The sequence below is a fragment of the Vibrio sp. Vb1018 genome, from assembly GCF_033338775.1.
Taxonomy (GTDB): Bacteria; Pseudomonadota; Gammaproteobacteria; order Enterobacterales; family Vibrionaceae; genus Vibrio; species Vibrio alginolyticus.
Window position 1 is genome coordinate 250,630 of the sequence record NZ_JAWOTI010000004.1, and the last position, 16,029, is coordinate 266,658.

Annotated in this window: 11 protein-coding genes and 2 pseudogenes; 11 read left to right on the plus strand and 2 right to left on the minus strand. The window is 38.8% G+C overall.

Annotation, left to right across the window (positions count from 1 at the left end):
- Positions 1-580: 580 nt before the first annotated feature.
- Positions 581-2,905 carry an FdhF/YdeP family oxidoreductase gene (locus tag R7Z10_RS07230; protein WP_017634638.1) on the plus strand — a complete coding sequence of 775 codons (2,325 nt, stop codon included), beginning with the start codon at positions 581-583 and terminating at the stop codon, positions 2,903-2,905.
- A gap of 195 nt (positions 2,906-3,100) precedes the next feature.
- Positions 3,101-3,577: a DM13 domain-containing protein gene (locus R7Z10_RS07235; protein ID WP_318104466.1), complete on the plus strand. Its 477-nt coding sequence runs from the start codon at positions 3,101-3,103 to the stop codon at positions 3,575-3,577.
- A gap of 208 nt (positions 3,578-3,785) precedes the next feature.
- Here R7Z10_RS07235 and R7Z10_RS07240 read toward each other — a convergent pair whose 3' ends face one another.
- Positions 3,786-4,235: a YkgB family protein gene (locus R7Z10_RS07240; RefSeq protein WP_005376100.1), complete on the minus strand. Its 450-nt coding sequence runs from the start codon at positions 4,233-4,235 to the stop codon at positions 3,786-3,788.
- 147 nt (positions 4,236-4,382) lie between these two features.
- Between R7Z10_RS07240 and R7Z10_RS07245 the strand changes: the two genes are divergently transcribed.
- Entirely contained in the window at positions 4,383-5,183 is an 801-nt protein-coding gene (locus R7Z10_RS07245) for a PhzF family phenazine biosynthesis isomerase (protein ID WP_318104467.1), read from the plus strand.
- A gap of 138 nt (positions 5,184-5,321) precedes the next feature.
- The gene (locus R7Z10_RS07250; protein WP_054575437.1) at positions 5,322-6,020 is read left to right on the plus strand and encodes an aspartate/glutamate racemase family protein; all 699 of its coding nucleotides are present in this window, start codon (positions 5,322-5,324) and stop codon (positions 6,018-6,020) included.
- Between the two features lie 66 nt (positions 6,021-6,086).
- Here R7Z10_RS07250 and R7Z10_RS07255 read toward each other — a convergent pair.
- Positions 6,087-7,679: pseudogene (locus R7Z10_RS07255) on the minus strand (FAD-dependent oxidoreductase); the annotation flags it as partial.
- A 48-nt stretch (positions 7,680-7,727) separates the two neighbouring features.
- Between R7Z10_RS07255 and R7Z10_RS07260 the strand changes: the two are divergent.
- The 7 genes and pseudogenes from R7Z10_RS07260 to R7Z10_RS07290 all read left to right on the plus strand — a co-directional run bounded on the left by R7Z10_RS07260 (position 7,728) and on the right by R7Z10_RS07290 (position 15,256).
- A complete protein-coding gene (locus tag R7Z10_RS07260; protein WP_318104468.1) occupies positions 7,728-9,365 on the plus strand; it encodes a recombinase family protein in 1,638 nt (545 codons plus the stop codon).
- Positions 9,366-9,465: 100 nt separating this feature from the next.
- Positions 9,466-10,490 (plus strand): annotated as a pseudogene (locus tag R7Z10_RS07265) (IS630 family transposase).
- Between the two features lie 849 nt (positions 10,491-11,339).
- Positions 11,340-11,882: a chromosome partitioning protein ParA gene (locus R7Z10_RS07270; RefSeq protein ID WP_318104470.1), complete on the plus strand. Its 543-nt coding sequence runs from the start codon at positions 11,340-11,342 to the stop codon at positions 11,880-11,882.
- Positions 11,872-13,260: a relaxase/mobilization nuclease domain-containing protein gene (locus R7Z10_RS07275; RefSeq protein ID WP_158155157.1), complete on the plus strand. Its 1,389-nt coding sequence runs from the start codon at positions 11,872-11,874 to the stop codon at positions 13,258-13,260. The genes R7Z10_RS07270 and R7Z10_RS07275 overlap by 11 nt, the downstream gene beginning before the upstream one ends.
- Before the next feature lie 372 nt (positions 13,261-13,632).
- A complete protein-coding gene (locus R7Z10_RS07280; RefSeq protein WP_158155155.1) occupies positions 13,633-14,400 on the plus strand; it encodes a hypothetical protein in 768 nt (255 codons plus the stop codon).
- A gap of 156 nt (positions 14,401-14,556) precedes the next feature.
- Complete coding sequence (locus R7Z10_RS07285) at positions 14,557-14,754, plus strand: hypothetical protein (protein WP_005376117.1); 198 nt, start codon at positions 14,557-14,559, stop codon at positions 14,752-14,754.
- A 130-nt stretch (positions 14,755-14,884) separates the two neighbouring features.
- Positions 14,885-15,256: a transcriptional regulator gene (locus R7Z10_RS07290; RefSeq protein WP_158155153.1), complete on the plus strand. Its 372-nt coding sequence runs from the start codon at positions 14,885-14,887 to the stop codon at positions 15,254-15,256.
- The last annotated feature ends 773 nt before the right edge of the window (positions 15,257-16,029 follow it).

The window sequence follows — 16,029 nt, forward strand, 5'->3', positions numbered from 1 at the left end:
GGAGCGTTTTAACTGGGGAATGAAAAACCAAAACCAAGTCAAGAATAAAACCACACTCAAAATTGATCTGAATCAAGGCTATTCCTGATATTAATTAGGGTCAAATTTAAAGTATCTATAGTGTGATAGATACTATCTATTATCAAGAGGGCCGATTTTATTGAGTTCGTTAAGCGAACTAGGTGGAATCGAATGGGAAAACGATTAACCTCATAAATTGTATTGATTAAAAATGTGATGACCGTCAGTGGAAAAATTCGTCATAGATTTTGTTTATCACTCGGTCAGGATTATCAATTGGACGCATATTGAATAACGACTTAATCTTTGATTTAGATCAAGACGCAACAATGCACATTGAATCTAACAGTCTTAGAAACAGTAGGCGGGTATCCGATATCAAGAATCTAGATAAGTAAACGCTCGGACAAGCGAGAGCATGTTGAGTGGTTACTTATTTGGATTAAAAAATACATGGATTAGAAACTAAGCCCTTCAATACTTCCGCATTATCTCAATAAATAACGCGCTTGTTTTCACGGGCACCCTGCTTGCTGGTATATCTGCGAGGAGTAAAGTCGTGAGCCAAAAAGAACAAATAAAAACATACAAAGGTCCAGCTGGTGGTTGGGGTGCACTGAAAGCGGTAACCAGAAGTTGGTGGGGCAGTGAAAATGCAGTTAAAAACATTCGCACTATGCTCAAAACCAACCAAAATGGCGGTTTCGACTGCCCGGGATGTGCATGGGGTGAGTCGCCAGATAGCGGTAAAGTCAATTTCTGTGAGAATGGCGCGAAAGCGGTAAACTGGGAGGCGACCAATCGTCTGGTTGATCCTGAGTTTTTTGCCAATCACAGCGTTTCTTCTCTCTCAACGCAAACTGATTACTGGTTGGAATACCAAGGCCGTATCACGCACCCAATGCGATACGATGCAGAATCCGATCACTATGTGCCAGTCTCTTGGGATGAGGCTTTTGCACTTGTCGCGAAGCATCTCAATCAATTGGATTCACCGCACCAAGCGGAGTTTTATACCTCTGGTCGTGCAAGCAACGAAGCGGCGTTTTTGTATCAGCTATTTGTCCGCGCATTCGGTACCAATAACTTTCCAGATTGTTCCAACATGTGTCACGAAGCCAGTGCAATAGGGATGAAAGACACCATTGGTGTTGGTAAAGGCACAGTGATCTTTGATGATTTTGAAGAAGCTGATGCGATTTTCGTGATTGGTCAAAATCCGGGCACGAACCACCCACGAATGCTGGAACCTCTGCGCGAAGCGGTAAAACGTGGTGCACAGGTTATCTGTCTAAACCCGCTCAAAGAGCGCGGGTTAGAGCGTTTCCAAAACCCACAAATGCCGATTGAGATGTTGAGTAACGGCTCAGAGCCTACAAACACGGCGTACCTGCGTCCTGCTTTAGGTGGAGACATGGCAGTGTTTCGTGGCATCGCGAAATTCTTGTTGCAATGGGAGCGCGAGGCATTGCAAAACGGTGGCAAAGCGGTATTTGACCGCGAATTCATCAAACAACACACGATAGGTATTGATAAGTATTTGGCTGAAGTGGATGCAACGTCTTGGGAACACATCGCGGAACAATCGGGTCTTGATTTAAGTGAAATCGAGATGGTGGCGAGCATGTATCGACGTGCAGAACGTGTGATCATGTGTTGGGCAATGGGGTTGACTCAGCATCGTCACTCTGTGCCAACCATTAAAGAAGTCGCAAACGTGCAAATGTTACGAGGTAACGTTGGAAAGCCGGGCGCGGGTCTTTCACCTGTGCGAGGTCACAGTAACGTTCAGGGCGACCGTACGATGGGCATTGATGAAAAACCTTCAGATCTGTTGTTGGATCGCATTGAAAGTCGATTTAACTTTGCCGTCCCGCGTGGTGAAGGCCACAACACTGTGCAAGCCATTAAAGCGATGGAAGAAGGGCAAGCGAAAGTATTTATCGGTTTGGGCGGTAACTTTGCACAAGCAACGCCAGACACAGAACGTACGCACAACGCGATGCGAAACTGTAATTTAACCGTACACATTTCGACGAAGTTAAATCGTTCTCACCTTGTCACAGGTAAAGATGCGCTTATTCTTCCATGCTTAGGCCGTACTGAGATTGATCAGCAAGCGACTGGCCCACAAGGCGTGACGGTTGAAGATACCTTCAGCATGGTACATATTTCATTTGGTCAGCTAAAACCGCGTTCGGAGCATTTGCGTTCAGAACCAGCGATTATTGCCGGTATTGCCAATGCTACACTCGGGGCAAAACCAATTGATTGGTTGTGGGTGATTGAAGATTACGACCGTATTCGCGATTTGATTGCCGACACGATTCCGGGCTTTACCGACTTTAACCATAAGCTCAAACACCCGGGTGGATTCCACTTGGTAAACCCAGCTGCTGAGCGTCGATGGAATACACCAAGCGGCAAAGCACAGTTCAGCTCTAGTGAGTTGCCGAAACAGTTGATCAGCGAAGCGATACTCGAAAAAGGCCAAAAGCCAGATTTGATCTTGCAAACCATGCGCTCACACGACCAATACAATACGACACTTTACGGCTTGAATGACCGTTATCGTGGAGTATTTGGTATGCGCGAAGTGCTGTTTATCAATGAAGCGGATATTCGTAAACTCGGTTTTGAACCAGGCGACAAAGTGGACATGGTGTCATTATGGGAAGATGGCGTTGAGCGCCGTGTGAGCGGATTTACGCTTGTTGCCTATGATGTACCAGCAGGCCAGGCGGCGGCTTACTATCCAGAAACAAACCCATTGGTTCCTTTAGATAGTTATGGGGATAGAACATTTACGCCAACCTCCAAGTTTATTGCGATAAAATTGGAAAAATCGACATCCGATAAGATCGCTTTGGTGGAAGCGGAATAGTGACCAAACCGGCACAACGACATTTCCGATAAGCAAACGGCTGATATTAATTATCAGCCGTTTTTAATTGCGCTCAGTCTGCATTTAGTGCACATAGCTTGTGTATAATGTTAATGACATTATGCTGCTCGATAATAGACAGATAAGGCCGATTTGAATCTAATTTCAAGTAGTAAAACTAATAAGAAGATGCTTATGACCTTGAAAAATATAATTAAATTAACAATCAGTAACTTAGTGGCAGTTTCTATTGGCATTGCGATAGGTATCTATACTTTACCGATCCTTATTGCACCACCTGCGCCGACCGATGAACAAGTTGCTAAGAGCAAGCAAGGTGCAGAATACAGCGCAGTGTTTAAGAGGGAACTCAAAGGTAGCGATGCTTTTCATTGGGGAGAGGGAGAGATTCATTTGAGTTCTGAAGTCATTACGTTGGTAGGAAAACTCGCTCCCGGACCAGACTATAAACTCTATCTATCTCCTAAGTTTGTCGAAACGGAACAAGAGTTTAATGACCTTAAATCTGAAATGAGCTTAATTGGTGATGTAAAAACGTTCGATAACTTCGTTGTTGAGGTTCCTCAAAGCACTTCAATTTCTGAATACAATACGGTTGTTGTATGGTGCGAGACATTCGGTGAGTTCATTACTTCGGCAAAGTATCAATAAACCTTAGCAGTAGAGTAAAAGGCTTTTCTTTTCACTTTACGCTAAGATGTTGTTTCGCATAATTAAGAGGCAAAGACTCTTAAACATTCTAAATTTAAGAGCCTTTGTTTAGAGTTATTGACAGAACCATTCGACTTGTTTCGACTTGTAAGTCGTTTGCACCTTTCAGGCTACGTTCTGGAAAAACAAGATTTCGAACTATTTAGAGTTATTCTCTGTTTGGCTTGTTTCGTTCGATGACGCTAATCGCAATGGCTAAAAATAGAATATCTTTTACTAAAAAGAAGTTTGTCACCAAAACCCCATCAGACACTTTCCATGTATTCGGTGTCGTAATTAGAAAGCTGAGTGTCGCAAGAAAAATAATTGCGGCGGCTATGCCAGAAAAATAAGCGACTCGTGTGTTTTTAAGGCCAACGATTAATCCAATAGCGACAATGATTTCTGTTGCGCCAATGATGTTTGATACGGCTTGAACTGACATCACATCATACAACCAACTCATCAGAAAATGATTTTCAACGAGCGGTTGTATAAGCTTGGCCTCTGTAGGTGTGAATTTATAAATACCAATCCATATTAGAACTAAAGAAACGCCGAAAACTCCGATAAGATATCCAATTGAGTCACATTGATGATGGCTTTTTACGTTTTGCATAATTAACTACATTCTCCTGTTTGTTAGCGCTTCCAACAAGACCTATAAGGTTGGTAGAAAATTTCATAGGTTTTTTTCGCTCAAACAACAGATATTAAAAATCACGTGATACAGAATTACGTGTTTGATAGAACTTAAGGATATTTCGTGGAAGTTAAAATTTTTCAGGTTGACTCGTTTACATCAGAGGTTTTCAAAGGTAATCCCGCGGGTGTTTGTATCACAGAGTCAAGCCTTGATGAGGAAACGATGTTGGCCATCGCGGCCGAGATGTCGTTATCTGAAACGGCATTTCTGTCACTCAATACAATGCAACTTCGTTGGTTTACACCGAGGACGGAAGTTGCTTTGTGTGGACACGGCACACTTGCAACGGCGCACGTTCTGAAAGAGCAGGGGTTATATAATACTGGAGATACGATTGAGTTCGTTACGCTATCTGGGGTTTTAACTGCACAACTCGATCATGAAGAAATTCATTTGGTGTTTCCTGCGCCAACTTTAGATATGAGAGCGAGTATTAACAAAGACTTACTTCATGGCTTGGGGCTAGATGCCGCCAATGTAGCCGCCTACGGTCAGTTTGATAATAAGCAGTTGATCGTCATTAATAATGAATTTGTGCTTGAACAGCTCGACCCTGATTTTGGTGCGCTGCTTAAACAAAAAGGCCGTGGCGTCGTCATCACTGCTCAATCAAGCACTGACGCCGATTTTGTCTCTCGATACTTCGCGCCTTGGGTAGGTGTTAATGAGGACCCAGTTACAGGCTCTGCACATTGCGCTTTATGTGTTTACTGGGCTAAAGAGCTCAACAAAAAGCAACTGAAAGGCTTCCAAGCCTCCAAGAGAAGTGGGGTCGTCCATACAGAGTTGTTAAGCACTGAGCACGTTAAGCTTTCTGGAAATGCAGTAACGATATTGCGAGGATATATGAGAATCGCGTAGCGGTCCTTGTGGGAATGATTTTATTTTCGTGTTACCCAATGCTCAATAGTGAAGACGCTTGAATGCTGCTTATTTAAGTGGCTGATTTTTTTGTAAAAACACCCCTGGCACGGTGGTGTATAACGATTGGAGAGTTATATGAAAACTATCGGTCTTCTAGGTGGTATGAGCTGGGAGTCGACGCTTAGTTATTACAAATTGATCAACGAAGGAGTCAAAGAGGCGTTAGGCGGCCTAAATTCCGCAAAAATTTGTATGTATAGCGTGAATTTTTCGGAGATAGAGAAACTTCAACATCAAGGTAAATGGGAAGAAACGGCAAGCATTCTATCTGATGCTGCATCTTCAATAGAAAAAGGGGGCGCTGACTTCATTCTTATTTGTACTAACACAATGCACAAAGTTGCGCCTCAAATTGAAGCCAGTATTAATATCCCCATACTACATATCGCAGACGCGACTGCTGAGTTACTTCGTGAGAAAGGGGTTCAAAAGGTCGGACTCCTTGGTACTCAATTCACAATGGAGCAAGACTTTTATAAAGGAAGGCTTTCCGACCGTTATGGGCTTGATGTCATAATTCCCGATCAAGACGACCGCTCTAAAGTACATAACATTATTTATAAAGAGTTATGCCAAGGTGAAATCAAAGAGGAGTCAAGGACGATATACTTGCAAATTATTGAAAAACTAAAAGAGCAGGGAGCTGAAGCTGTGATTCTCGGGTGTACTGAAATTGCCTTACTTGTAAACCAAAGTCACACCGATGTTACACTACTCGATACCACTTCTATCCATGCTCAAGCAGCAGTCCGTTTGGCAATTGAAGGTGAATGATCTACGCTTTCTTTCCTGCAAAAAAAGAGAAAACCAAGCACGTGGTTTTCTCTTTTTATTATCAAGTTATAAGCGAGCAAATTTGAGAGTTCTGTATCCACCAATCAAGTTGCGGGCTTTGTAACCATTGTTGACCAGCTGACGGTATGCTACGTTACCACGTAACCCAACTTGACAGTAAATCACGATCTCTTTGTCTTTAGGAAGTTCGTGCATGCGACGACGTAGTTGATCGACAGGAATATTAATTGCACCTTCAAGATAACCAACGGACTCCAATTCACCAGGATTACGAACATCAAGTAACAGTTGGTCTTCTGTCAGTGAATCCATTTCATCATAATGAATCGCAATCGCGTCACCTTTGATGATGTTATTTGCCACAAACGCCGCTTGGTTAATTACATCTTTAGCAGAGCCATAAGGTGGCGCGTAAGTTAGCTCGAGGTGTTGCAGTTGCTCTACCGTCATACCAGCACGCTGAGCAACTGCCATTACGTCGATACGTTTATCAACACCGTCTTTACCTACTGCTTGCGCACCTAATATTTTACCTGTTACTGGATCAAACAGCATTTTGAATGACACGGTTTCTGCACCTGGGTAGTAACTCGCGTGACTTGCTGTATGCACATACACTTTTTCATAAGCGATGTTTTCACGTTTCAGCTGTTTCTCGTTTTTACCAGTAGAAGCGACGGCTAAATCAAAAATCTTACAGATCGCCGTGCCTTGCGTACCTTGGTAAGTTTCTTGGCGGCCAAGCATGTTGTCTGCTGCCATTCGGCCTTGACGGTTTGCCGGGCCCGCAAGTGGCACTAGAGTTTGCTCGCCAGTCACAAAGTCTTTCTCTTCTACCGCGTCGCCGACAGCGTAGATCGAAGGATCGCTGGTTTGCATGTATTCATTGATATAAATACCACCAAGAGCGCCGATTTCTAAGCCAGCTTCTTTTGCTAATTTGGTCTCGGGGCGAACACCAATTGCCATAATCAGAATATCGGTGGTGAGTCTTTCACCATTGTTTAGTGTTAATTCCAATTCACCTTCTAGATGTTGGTGTTTTTCGCTCTCACCAGAGTCGAAACTTGCCACGTGCTCGTTAGGTACGAATTTCACCGACTCAAGTGCGACGCCAAGTTTAAGGTCGATGCCTTTCTCACGAATTTCAGCATGTGCGAAGCCAGCCATTTCACGGTCAACGGGCGTCATCACTTGATCCGCCATTTCAACTAATGTGGTTTTTATGCCTAGCTGGTGGAAGGCTTCCATCATTTCCAAACCGATAAAACCACCACCAACGACCGTAGCGTGTTCAACTTTGTTGGTTTCGATCGTTTTAATGATGCGATCCATATCTGGAATATTGCGCAGCGAGTGCGTTAACGGGTTATCAATACCCGGAATAGGCGGCACAACTGGACCTGCGCCAGGGCTGAGTAGAAGAAAGTCGTAGCTCTCTTGGTATTCAGAGCCATCAAGCAAATTGTTAACCGTAACCGTTTTGTCTTGACGGTTAATAGAAACCACTTCGTTCATCACACGGACATCAACATTGAAACGCGCTAAAAAGCTCTCAGGCGTTTGAAGAAGCAGTTTGCTGCGCTCTTGGATATCGCCACCAATGTGATAGGGTAAGCCACAGTTTGCAAAAGACAACTAAATGTTATACTACATTTTATAACTCCTAGAAATGTGTAAGAAAAAGTGAATAAGTATCATCTATATCAACGTGTTAGTAAGCAAATTCAGGCTGAGGAAGGACAGGGTATACAAAGACAGGAACAGGCTTGTGAGCATTGGATTTCTGATTACAACAAGCGCCTTTTAAGTGAAGGGAAATCGGCATACTCAAAGGGATTAATTTATGAAGATCGTGGTAAGAGCGCTTACACAGCCGCGAACTTTAAAAGAGGTGAACTGGGGGCTTTGATTAATGATATTGAAAATGGAAAGATCGAGAAAGGCGACCTTATTGTTATAGAGCTAATAGATAGATTTAGTCGAGCTAATGTTGACTTTGTCAGAAGTCAATTTCAACGGATTATCGATGCTGGTGTTAAAATTGCTATCACGAAATGGAATCTTGTTTTTGAAGAAAATATGGAATCTGTATCTAGTGTAACAGGAAGAATACTACTTGAAATTGGAATGTACTTAGCATATCAAGAATCTAGTCAAAAAAGTTCAAGAATAAAAGCCAGTAGAAAATTGCTTGAAGATTCAGGAAGGAAATCTATAGCGAAACCACCTTTCTGGTTAGCTAGAAACTTAGATTTAAAATCTTATACAATAATTGAAGAGAATGCGGAAATTATTAGGAAAATATTTGATTTAAAACTTAACTTCAATTACGGGCCTCAAAAAATTATTAAGAGTCTCGGTGACTTGGATATCTACAGATACAGTTTTGATGAAAGTGGAAATCTAATAAAAACAACAAAAAATAGTCCTCTTAGTGAATCATCTATTAATGCATACATCAGAAATACGAATGTAATTGGAAAGTTAGATGGTAAGGATTACTATCCTAGAATTATTGATGATAGAACATTCTATGCAGTTCAAAAAAGAACTCGGGAAAATACAGGTGGAGTTGGTGAAATTTTCCGTAATGTGTTTGTTGGTGTTGGTAAATGTGGTTGCTTAATACGGAAGGAAAATGAGAACGGTTGTGGTAGTTTAGCTAAATGTGGTTATATAATGGCATTCTCTAGTAGGAAAGTTAAGAATCCAACTAAAGGTATGTATTTAAAGTGTAACAGAAAAAGAAAAAGTACTAAATGCGACTCTGAAAATATAAATTATTACTTGGCTCAAAATAAAATTTATAATGTGCTTAAGTCTTTAAAATTTGACATTGACCAAAGTGTAGACATTTCTCACTTAGAGGAGAAAATTAATACGATCGATAAGAGCATGTCAAAGATACGTGAATATATGACACAATATTCTGATGATGAAGAATGGGAGAATCAATATAAAATTAAAAGAATGGAAAGAGAAAAAATTGAAAATGAAATTAAAGCTAGTAAATCACGTATTACAGGAAAATTGTCTAACCTTGATATTGATTTTTCGAAAGAAAAGGATAGAGTTTTATTCAATCAGTTTTTGAAAGATAATCGTATAACAGTATATTTCACAAAGGAGAGAATGGAAATAATTATAGGTTCTTTAAACAACTTTTCGATAAAGTGTGGATATGATGATAGTAGCCGTGACATAGATCATATCATTGAATCTTATTCAAAAAATGGTTTAGTTGGAATAGAAGAAAAAGTTGGTAAATCAGAAGGTAAGGGATTACTTAGATTTAACCTACCCACTGTATCAGGATCGTAGGAGCATTCTAATATGTACAAGATACAAGACTGTTATACGATTATACCCGTGATCATTGAAGATGCTTGATTTTTTTAGAATCAGGATCATGCTACGAACTATGAAAATTATACTGACTCCTCAACAGAAACAACAACTCGAAGAGATGCACGATTCAACTCGTGATGGTCGAGTGCGTGACCGCATCAAAGCGGTTTTACTTGCGTCTGAAGGTTGGAGTCAGACCATGATTTCTCAAGCTCTTCGTATTCACGAATCGACCGTTGCTCGTCATCTCAGTGATTATGTTCTTTCTGAAAAACTTAAGCCTGAAAATGGTGGTAGCCAGAGCCGACTTTCTGCTGGGCAAACCATGCAACTTATCGAGCATCTGGCTGAAAATACGTACTTTCATACCCACCAAATTGTCGCTTATGTACAAGCTGAGTTCGGTATCCGTTAGTTGCTGGCATGAACAAGTGGTTACATCATCACGGCTTCTCATATAAGAAACCGAAAGGTGTACCGCACAAGTTTAATCCAGAGATGCAGCAAGCCTTTATCGAATACTACAACGAGACGCTAAAAAACAGCGAAGACCCTGTGTTATTCATGGATGCTGTTCATCCTACGCAGTCAACAAAACTCAGTTATGGCTGGATACGAAAAGGCCAAGACAAAGTGATTGAGACAACAGGCAGTCGAACACGTCTTAATATTATCGGTGCGTTACCGCTTCAAAATATTGGCGCAACGGTGACAGAAACGTATGACACGATAAACAGCGAGAGCCTTGTTCGCTTCTTCTGGAAGCTCAAAAAGGAGCATTATCCGCTGGAGCAAAAAGTTCACCTAGTGCTTGATGGTGCCGCCTATCATCAGTCAGAGTTGGTGAAAAATACGGCAAAATTGCTCAATGTCGAGCTTCATTACTTGCCGCCTTACAGTCCAAATTTAAATCCAATAGAGCGGCTTTGGAAAGTGATGAATGAGCATGTGAGGAATAATATTTACTTCCCCTCCAAGCCTTAATTTACTTCAGCCATCAAAGAGTTTTTCGATGTGACGCTACCAGAAGTTGCAGGCACACTCGTATCCAGAATGACGGATAATTTTCAGATTTTGAAACCTGCATCTTCAAGTTGAACAGGTATAATTGCAAAAACAGTCAATAAACATAAATAGGTTGGTATTTAGATATCTGTGTCATTTTAGTATGATGTACATAACAGGAATGACACATGATCAAAGCCTATTGAGGTCAAATCGTGAGTGTTAACCAAGCCCTATTGACAACAAAAGTGCGACTTCGCGCAACTGCTCCGCTTTTGACTATTGAGTGATCGCTTTGGGTCTTCATTATGGGAGCATGACTAGAAAAAATCTTCCAAATACCAAGACTCACCACCTAAAGTCTATGGCTTGAATGAGGTTGAGGTGCTTATTGATTAGCTGTGGGAACAATCTCTATTAATTGTTGTATGCTAAAATTGCATTGGATTTATATTCTAAATAAATTACCCATTAATTAATGGTAAGTAATGGATACTTAATCTTCATATTATCATAATTACAGAATACTTATACTGTGAGAACAAGTTTTTATATGACTACTTAAGGTTTAATTTTTATATTGATGGTCTACTTACTTGGAAAGTAATCTATTAATTAAAATCTTCGATGTTATTGATTTCTATATGATTATTAAACTATCCTAATTATTGACCTTTAATCTGTGTCATTTGGATTAAACTTTTTTCTATTAAAAGTAAAATATAAGTTGAATTTAATATAAATATAAATTAATAATATAAAAAATGAAATTTTAAGCAAGCTATGTCTGTGAGTTCTATTTGTCCCAAATATCCTCATCAGACGATTTCCTCACAATTAGTTCGGTTGCACTAACACTCTTCGAGGTTAGCGCTATATTAAGCCATTATCGCTTCGCTCAAAAAAGTTGACATATAACAATTATAATAAGGAACACAAGCAATGAGTGATTACATAGATATATTCCATTCTGTAGATAAAAATGAACTTTTGAAAATAGAAAAAGCACTACAGTCTGCAAAGAAAGATAAAATTAAACAAAGAAAGTCTGATGAAGACAAGTTGTCTAAATCAGTGAAAATAAACTTTACAGAAATTGAATATCAAACACAAATAGATAATAAGAAAAAATCAGGGTATAGCACTTTATCTGCTTATATGAGAGCTATATTAAATAGGACGATGGTGGTTAAACCAGTTGTACTTGAAGCTTCAAAAAGCTTTTTCCATAAAACATCGGGTATTTTTAAAGATATTAGCTCTATTGCTTCACACCTAGAAAATGGAAAACAGCTTGATAGACAAGAGGTAGAGCTAGTTTTCCAAGCATTTGAAGTATTAAAACGAGAATTCCAAGAAACCAGGATCTTGTTAATAAATTGCTTTACTGAAGATACTGCGTATGAAGTAGCAAAGGAGCATATTTCGATTGAAAAATTAGAAAGTTTGATACAAGAAAAAAAGAGAAAAAACTATGATATATGAAGAACCTGAACAAAAACAAAAAAAGCACAATAAGAAGACTGTACATATACTTGTTGATTATATCAAAGGTAACGATGAGCGTGTTGCGAAAAACCTAATTAACTATTCCGCTGGTACTAGCAAAGAGCGTGCTGCAATAACTGAGTTCATATACGCCAACAACATCATCCACATTCCTCATGAAGCTAGAACAGCGGCAGGGGAGTTATTAGACTTGTCAATGGCCATCACGGAAATGCAGCAATCAATTGCTCTAAATCCCGCTGTAAAGCAACAGTTCAAGCACATGATAGTTTCTTTAGATACGAACGAACATTTGAGTAACACTCAATGGCAAAAGACTGTCAAGAGGCTTATGGATAAACTCGGATACGACAATTGTCGCTATATATCTTTCAAGCATAATGATACCGACGAAGAGCATGTACATATCGTGACTAGCACTATAGATATGATAACTCGAAAGAAAGTCTCTGACAGCTATAGCTATTATCTTGCACAAGAGGTAATGAGGGAACTTGAAATCGAGTTCGGCCTGCGGCAGTTAGTTTCGAGTATAGATATTTGCTATGACGATAGTTCAAGCATCAATAATGCAAGAGTTAAAACTAAAAAAGCGCAAGTTGCACGATTGATTTCGAGAGCGATTAACCGTCTTAATCATTGCTCAACGCTAGCGGAATTTGTCTTTGCGGTAGAGAAGCAACATCCAGAACTCACAGTCGAAGTACGAGAGAAGGACGGGAAAGTATCTAGCCTTATCTTTAAACTGAGCGACCACCGATTTTCTGCATCTCAGCTAGGTGGAAACCGCAAGTTTACCCTCGGTAAGCTTATAAAAAACGGAATACTATCGGCTGATTCACTCAATTTCGAGCGTTTTAAAGAAGAAATTAATAAGTCAGCTTTGCTATCGCAAAGGCAGAAAAGAGAAGCGCATATAAGTTACGTAAAGCGTCAGTCTGACGATAACGGCTGGTTACTTGTTTTGTTCACTGCTAACAAAATTTACTTTAATAAACTGCAAGCGATTTTACAGAACGATCGATTCCATTTTCGCTCTAGAAGGTTTATACAAAGTGGAAATAAAATGTCTTGTGCGATCGCTATTCAGATCAATTTAGTACAACTTAGCGACACATTCTCTGATGTTCTCCGCCAGTTGTTTATTGATTTGTTCTCTTCTATCAGAGATAACAGCAACGAGATTCAACACAAGTTAGCTATGCAAACATTCATCAACGATTTCAATTTAGAAGTGATCTCTTTAAAGGAACTTAAAAAATTTGAGTCACAGAAAGATGCTGAAACTTTTTGTACTGAAGAATTGATTGAGTGCAAATTTGAGAGCAAAGGAGAAGCTATTGACATAGTGTAATATATTCATAATTAATTTTTTATCTATAAGTTAGAAAAGGTTACTTCCAGAGGTGGTTATAAGTAGATGTTCGTTTTATATTAATTATCTTGGTCATTCAATGTAGATCTTTTATTATCTATAGATAATGATCTAGTCATTGTTTTTTAATATTTGCCTAATGCTTAAAAACTCAATGATTCATCATGGTTAATAAATAATTCATCAAATTTTCCCGCCAATAATAATAAAATATTAGTTCCTTTGTATGAGATAGATCTTTAAGATCAATATCTTAAAATTATTTTTTTTGAAAATATCAGTTTCTTTACTTATATTAATTTGACTGGTATCTTATATTAAAAGATAAAAATAAATGATAAGGTTTTAATCATGGCTAATAACGCAGATGCAATTAATGTGGCAGTAGATAAAGAAAGATATAACAAAAATAATGATGGTATGTATTATACTCCGTATCGACATAGAAAAGGTATGACTCTTTATCTTCGATTAAATATAAAGATAAATAATGAAGATTCTAGAAATAGATCTCCAATGACAATGGTGATTAATGTTGCTCAAAAACGTATTGATGAGTACCCCAAGTATACATTTGAAGAATTTGTAAGTAACAATGCTTCTGAATGTGTGAAGTCGGGGGAGTTCGAGATTACTCGAGGTGCATATGAGAAATTTTTAGCTAAGCATAAATACTATTACGGAATATATCAAAAAGCAAAAGTGAATGAATGCCGTGGTTACTTCGAGATTGACAGGGCGGGAATTAAGAAAGAGGCGGCAAAGATATCAAAGCCAGTTCATGACGTCGCAGATATGGCTGAAAAGCTTGCTTTAGATGGTCTTTTGACTGCTGTAGAAGCACAAGATCTGTATCAGTCAATGTACAGAATTAAACAAGTATTAGACGCATACGTTATGCCTGATATTCTTTTTCAGAATATGCTTTTCTATGATAAAAAATTAACTGATAAAATTAAGAATTACAATCATTTATCTAACTTCAAAATTTCAAGTAAAGCAAATGCTGATCGTTTTGTTAAACACATGAGCAAAATAGACGGTTTTGAAACTGGTAATAGAGTTAAAAAGTTAAGCACTGAAAGAAAGGTATTAGAGTCTTTGTGTTCCACTCTTTAATAAACCTCATTGATATCTGCCAGATCAAAGATCTGGCTTTTTACATTTTATGCGAATGTACATTTTGGAATCTAGTGGATGAATAGGATTGTTTTTCACAAAATGATGGATTAGTATTAACTCATACTCTTCTGTCAACATGTAATAGGGATGATTATGAATGATGATATTCATGAGCAGCTTGGCGTCAATAAGTCATTTCTTAACGAAACATTTGCAATGATCCGTATATCAAAAAATGGTGAAGTTTGGGTGCAATACCAAGATAAGATGGATATACCATCAGGCTCTAAAGCAATTAATATTACAGCTGATGTTCTTAAAATTATTGCGCTTTATAAAAGTAGTGAGTAATAATATTGCGGTTTAATGAAATTAGATTTAGATAATAAGGTTTGAGAAATCGACAGTAATTTATCATTATTATCACTGTTTTCTATTTCCATTAAAGGGAAGTATTATATTTTATAGATATGGACAGACTATGAAAGCTCGAATTGGAATAGCCGATGAAGAACTAGTTCGTAAGTATATGTTGGATGTTTCAGCTGGTAAATTAAACCATGTAGAAAATTTTCCTCATTTGTGGTTTACATCATTAACGGAGCTGGCCCAGGTTTTAACTAACGAAAATATTAAGCTTTTGTATATGATTTCTCGTGATAGAGCAAATAATGTAAGGAAGTTATCTGAGATAACAGGTCGCAATGTCGAAGAACTTTCGATTTCTATTGACGACCTTGCATCTAAAGGTTTTGTTCGTATTGATAGGTGTGGAAACGAAGAGTGTCTTACAGCAATCTATACATCTTTTGTGATACTAGTGGGCAAAGAACTGGAAGAGCTGCTTCAATAGCTACTTTGATACTAAAATCAAGCGCACTGATACTTCTTTTTTTGTTCCCAAGGCATAGAACAGAAGTGGGGCATGCGAAGAGAAATGGCTAACTCCGCAATATACGACTAACTGGCGAGATATTATACTTAAAGTAACGTGCTAAGAGCTTAATTCGGGACATAGGTATTTTTTTCATGCACATAACACCGACATGATTACGAGTTGCTAAGCTAGCTAAAACGAATGGCGATATTTCTGAGCCAAAAAAAGCTATTTACGATGTGGAAGAAAACTATTATCAAACTTGTTTTCTCAGTAAGGCTCAGTTTTAGTCCTAATTATCACGAAGCGAATCGATTCACGATGGCTTTACCGACACCACTGGTAGGGGGGCCGTGTAAACAGTTCCATCCATAATAACATGTTCCTGCTAAGGTTTAAATTTAGAATAACGAGCTGAACCTCGCACTAAAGGCTCCTCTAATATGAAGGGAATATCTTTGATTTGTGCCAAAATCGATCTCTTCTTCACGAGTGAAGTCTGCCATAGATTCAAATGTAAGTAACGTAGCATCAAAAAATAGAGCATTAAGAACAATAGGGAAGTTCGAGGGGCAGGATTTGCTTTTTCAGCAATTAGATAATCTAATCGAATTAAGAAACTGTACAAATAAAAGAGATGCTAATGAGCTTCTAAAGTCGGTACATGATAAAGGCTTTGTTGCGTAATTCAGACGAGAAACCAAACCTCCTAAAGTTGAGCGACTTTTATACAATATACTGAGTTTCAG